This is a genomic window from Luteibacter sp. P4_E6, assembly GCF_056401535.1.
This window is the reverse complement of sequence record NZ_JBFUJE010000306.1, coordinates 1-4,732: the sequence shown is the minus strand read 5'-3', so window position 1 is coordinate 4,732 and position 4,732 is coordinate 1. Positions and strand designations below refer to the sequence as shown.

Here is a 4,732-nt window from a genome sequence, read left to right as displayed (position 1 = left end):
CGGTCCCGGCTTTCCATGACTCAAAGTGGGCGATGCCGTCGAGCAGGGCACTCGTTTCGGCCGCTGTCATGTCCTTGACCTTCTTGCCGTGCAGGTCCTGGCCTTCTGCAGCTGCGACCTTGTAGATGTCGTTGGCCTGTGCCTCGTAGTGCACCGGGCCACTGTAATCGGGTTTCGAATAGTCCCGGATAAGCTCGTCGACAGTATGTTCGCCATGACGCTTTTGGATGTGCTGCAGCTGGGCYGCGCGACCGGTTTCATAATTCTCGAAAACGATGTTGCCATGCTGGTCGAGGTCGACCACGCCCTTGTAGGTRTGTTTKGCCGTCTCCAGCGCTTCGTCTTTGGTTCGGACGGCGTGGGAATTTTTTTCACTTCCGGCAAATTCCAGCTTCAGGTTGCCGGGGTTGTTGTTGCGCCAGGACACGGTTCCATCCTGCGCCGACACCCAGGTCTTGTCTTCGAGTTCGTAGATTCGCGTGGTGTCGTAGGTCGTAACCAGGCGGTTTACCTTCTTGTCCGAAACAACGTCCATATTCTCTCCATGTCAGGGGCCTGTCGGCCATCAARGGTAGTTCAGCGAATTCCTGTGGAACAGTCCGTGCGSACTTCCTTGCACGCCTGTCCTCCCGCTGCATTGCATGCGGTCATCGCTTTGGTCGAAGCGGCCTTTTCATCTTYGGGGTCCGGCGTTCCTGCACCGAACGGGCGTCCCGACGYGTCTCGCACGAGGGAGATACAGCCGTCTTGTTGCTGGACGAGRAYGGTGCAGTCTTGCYTGTTGCAATCACCCGCCTGGCTTTTCCACATCGCGTCGACCGTGGCATCCCCGTGCAGGAAGGAGAACTTGTCGCCCTTCTTGTGGTTGATGACGATGGTGTTGAGGAATACMGGCACACTCCACTTTGCGTCKARGTCTTTGGCAAGACCTGAGGGCGGAAGCGACAACTTTTCGTTCTYCCCCTCGCCTTCGCCAGCCGCGAAGGTCTCCCGGGTTGCGSTCGTCACATGCCAGCCATCGTTCTTCCGCACGAAATCAAGCATCGTCTGCGAAGGCGCCTCGCCCGAGTCGAACTGATCGATGTGGRCGTGCCCAGGCGACACCTTCACATGCGCAGGGTAGAACTGGTCATCATGGAACTGGCTGCATTTCGAGCAGGCGATGAGCTTGYCRCTTGAAAAGTCCGGGACRAAYTTCCCGTCTTTCCTGCCAAACATCACCAGCGTGCGGTGGCGGACGTCGTCCTTGTCGGGAGCCGTCTCGAACACCGCCACGGCRTCCGCATTGGACTGCTCKCCGCTCGATGCAAAAGACAGCAAGGTCGTGCCGGCAGGGGMGGCGGCCRTGACCTCGGCTGGSGCCGCTGGYGGTTTGGATGGGGACGACGCAAARGCAGGGGCYGTCGTCATCATCAGGGYAGCCASTRCCAGTCGGAATGTYCGTGTCATTGCCAACTCCGGGTAGGAAAGCTCAAAGCATAACCGAGGTCGCAGCSGGAGACCGAAGGCTCTCTCACGTCAGGTAAAAATYCCCTGTSCACGTCCGGCACTGGCATTTTCAGTGTGCATTGAGACCAGGAGATTGATTCGGGTTGCGCCGACGACCGCGAAGTATTGTCGCTGACGGATTTGTGTAAGCGCACGCCTACATCATTCGTCGGCGCGCACCGACAACCAGAAGCGGCGCCGGCGTGCGGCATTCATGGCGCAAATGTGTCTACAAAAAAGGCACCGACATGACATTGCTGTCGAGGCAGTAAATATGTGACGCAGGTCTCGATCTGCTACGACTCTGATGCAGCATCGTGCAACCCACAATTGGCAGCCAGGGAAAGGTATGAAGACCGTAATCGGTATTCTGTTTTTGTTCGTGCTAAACGATGGGCATCGCCCAGGCCGAGGATGTGTGGTTCTCGCTGGATGTCACAGACTTTCCGGCGCCTGATGACGCTGTTCACTATCCGACAGCGGACGCCGCGTGCAGGGCTGGGTATGCAGAGGATGTGGTGACATGGAACACATCGACCTCCAGCGTGCTTCCTTATGTCCCTCTCACGTATGACCGGCAAGGCCAAAAGCCGTTTTACTACACCTGCATCACGCAGCTGCTCATCGGGGACAGTGCTTACCAACTGCCTCACTCCGTCGCGCTAAACGGGACCCAGTGCCCAGATCGCCTCGTCCTGGACATCGTTGCCGGCCGGTGTGAAACCCGAGGCGAGTACGACGCGCGGCGCCAGATGGGCGACCCGAATGATKAAACGAACAACGACCCGGATGACTGTGCGGGAAATCCCATCAATCCGGCCATTGGCAACAAGTTCGAACTGGAAACCGACTTTGTTGACCAGGATGGTGAACTGGCGTTCCGGCGATTCTTCAACGGCGTCGATGGCCTCTGGCGTCACAGCTACGAAACCTACCTGTCGGTTGGGGACTCGTCAGCGACGCTGACGTTTGAGGACGGGCGCGCATCGCTCTTTTCCATTGCCGGCGGTGTGGCTACCGGCGAACCCGCAGAGCGGGGACTCCTTGCCAAGTCGGGCAGGAACTGGGTTTATTCCTCCCCAAACAATGAAACGCTGACTTTCAATGCCCAGGGGCAGCTGATGAGCATCCGGGATGCCGCTGGCCTGACGAAGTCGTTGACCTACGGTTACGACAGCAGTTTCAACACGCAGGCGACCGTCAAAGACTCGCGTGGCCACACGTTGATTTACAGCGAGGACCAGAACGGGAATCTCGTGGAAATGACTTCGGGGAGCTTGTCGGTGGCCTACACCTTCTCCCCAACCCAGCGGTTGATGAAGGCGACCCGGACCGTTGGCGCCAAGGTGACGTCCCGCTCGTATCTGTACGAGGACGCAAGCCACCCGGGACTGCTGACAGGACTCATTGACGAGCGTGGCGTGCGGTTTGCGACATGGTCGTATGACGCGCAGGGCAGGGCGGTCTCCAGCGAGCACAGCGGTGGGGCGGACCGTACAGTTGTTGGCTACGTTGATGACAGCACAACGACCGTCACCAATGCGCTGGGCCACACAGTCAAATACCAATATGCCGTCCTCGCTGGCACCCGACGCATGACTGCAGTCACCGGTGAGCCCGTGCTGGGTTGCCCCATCAGCAATTCGTCGTTCACCTACGACGGGCGGGGCCAGATTGCCACGCAGACCGACGCTCTCGGTCACGTAACGGCATTCACCTATGACCCCCAGGGCCGCATCACTGCAAAAACCGAGGCGAAGGGGACGCCCCAGGAAAGGACGACCACCACAACCTGGGACGGGACGAGCTTTCGGCCCAAGACCGTGACAACTGCTGACCGGGTGATGACCTACACCTACGACGCGCAGGGTCGACTCACGGCAACGACTGTATCGGCGGTACGAAACTGAGTTGGATTTGACAGGGATGGTCCGGGAAGCGGGCCATGGACGCGACAGAAACCGGAGCCAAACGTGAAGTTACTGCTTGGAATGCTGCTTATGACCTTCAGCGCCGGAGCAATGGCTGAGGAGTACTACTACCTCATCGACAGCACCACGGATGATCCTGCGGCCGCGCATTACCCATCGGCCGACGCCGCATGCCGGGTCATTTATGCCACGGACATCGCCAAACATGCAGCTCCGGCTGACATGGACACGCCGTTGCCGTACGCACCCCCAACACTCGCGTACTCGGTCCCGCCGAAGTTTGAAGGCTGGACCTGCAATGTTTCGTGGACCGATTCTAAGAATGGCGACGGTTTCACTCACGGCTACTCGGTTACACGGTTTGGCGACGGCTGCACGGCGGATCAAGTTTACAACCCGCTAACGGGCAACTGCGAATCGCCCGACAAGGAACAAGACCGTAGAGAGCTCGGGGATCCGGGCAACCCTATCAGCGTCGGCTTCGTATCCTGTGGTGATCCGGTGAGTCCGGCGAACGGAAATGTTTTCGAGTCCGAGACGGACTACGCCGACCAGGACGGCGAGCTTCGCTTTGTGCGCAGCTACAACAGCCGTGACATGGGTACGTGGGTAACCACGCTCGACACACATCTCTATCCGGATACGGGCGCGCAGCCTCGGAGCGCGGTCGTGCGTTTCAGTGATGGCCGCACCGCGCTCTTCATCGCCAAGGATGGGACGACGTCACTGAGCCGTACATTGGACGCCCATCTGGGTAATTGCGCCGATTGCTTCCAATCCAAGCGCCATGTGCTGGCAGTCGACCGTATCGGCCTCGTGCACGAGGTCGGCCAACAGACCGGCAAGACCACGTGCATATTGAAGCCACTCTGTGGCCGCGTTCATCAGGTCGTGCGCTGTCGTTTCGGGATCGACGTGGTAGGTGATGCGGCCATCTACCTTGTAACTGTTCGATGAAGCCATTGCCTTCTCTCCTTAGGTTCACCGTCATCCCTTCGGGTGCGGCACGCCATGCAGGCACGGCGTGCCGCGGCCCAAACGGACCTGCGGGTTCACTGGCGGCCCATGATCGGGCGCGAGGGGTTTGCTTTGAAGAAGTGGAGCGCGACGTCGGTCGTTTCAGCAGTCCGTGAGGCTACGTGCCGGGTAGGACAGCCAAGAAGATTCTGAAAGAAACGGTCGCCGCCGCGGTTCTTCAAGCGTGTCTGCGACGTAGGCAGGCGGCTCGGTAACCGGTGGGTGTGCCGCCGAGGGGATTCGGCGGGCGAGCAGGTGCCGTATGATGTGGCGCAGCCATATCAACTTCCAACTTC

Annotated in this window: 3 protein-coding genes and 1 pseudogene; 2 read left to right on the top strand and 2 right to left on the bottom strand. The window is 59.3% G+C overall.

Going from position 1 to position 4,732, the window contains the following annotated elements; genetic code table 11:
- Both AC1DT2_RS16045 and AC1DT2_RS16040 read right to left on the bottom strand, forming a co-directional pair.
- Nucleotides 1-535: pseudogene (locus AC1DT2_RS16045) on the bottom strand (peptidoglycan-binding protein); the annotation flags it as partial.
- Nucleotides 536-576: 41 nt separating this feature from the next.
- Nucleotides 577-810, bottom strand: a complete 234-nt coding sequence (locus AC1DT2_RS16040) for a DUF4189 domain-containing protein (protein ID WP_477297400.1) — start codon at nucleotides 808-810, stop codon at nucleotides 577-579.
- A 1,070-nt stretch (nucleotides 811-1,880) separates the two neighbouring features.
- Here AC1DT2_RS16040 and AC1DT2_RS16035 point away from each other — a divergent pair.
- Both AC1DT2_RS16035 and AC1DT2_RS16030 read left to right on the top strand, forming a co-directional pair.
- Nucleotides 1,881-3,398, top strand: a complete 1,518-nt coding sequence (locus tag AC1DT2_RS16035; protein WP_477297399.1) for a DUF6531 domain-containing protein — start codon at nucleotides 1,881-1,883, stop codon at nucleotides 3,396-3,398.
- Nucleotides 3,399-3,461: 63 nt separating this feature from the next.
- Nucleotides 3,462-4,376, top strand: coding sequence for a DUF6531 domain-containing protein (locus AC1DT2_RS16030; protein ID WP_477297398.1), 915 nt, complete (start codon nucleotides 3,462-3,464; stop codon nucleotides 4,374-4,376).
- The last annotated feature ends 356 nt before the right edge of the window (nucleotides 4,377-4,732 follow it).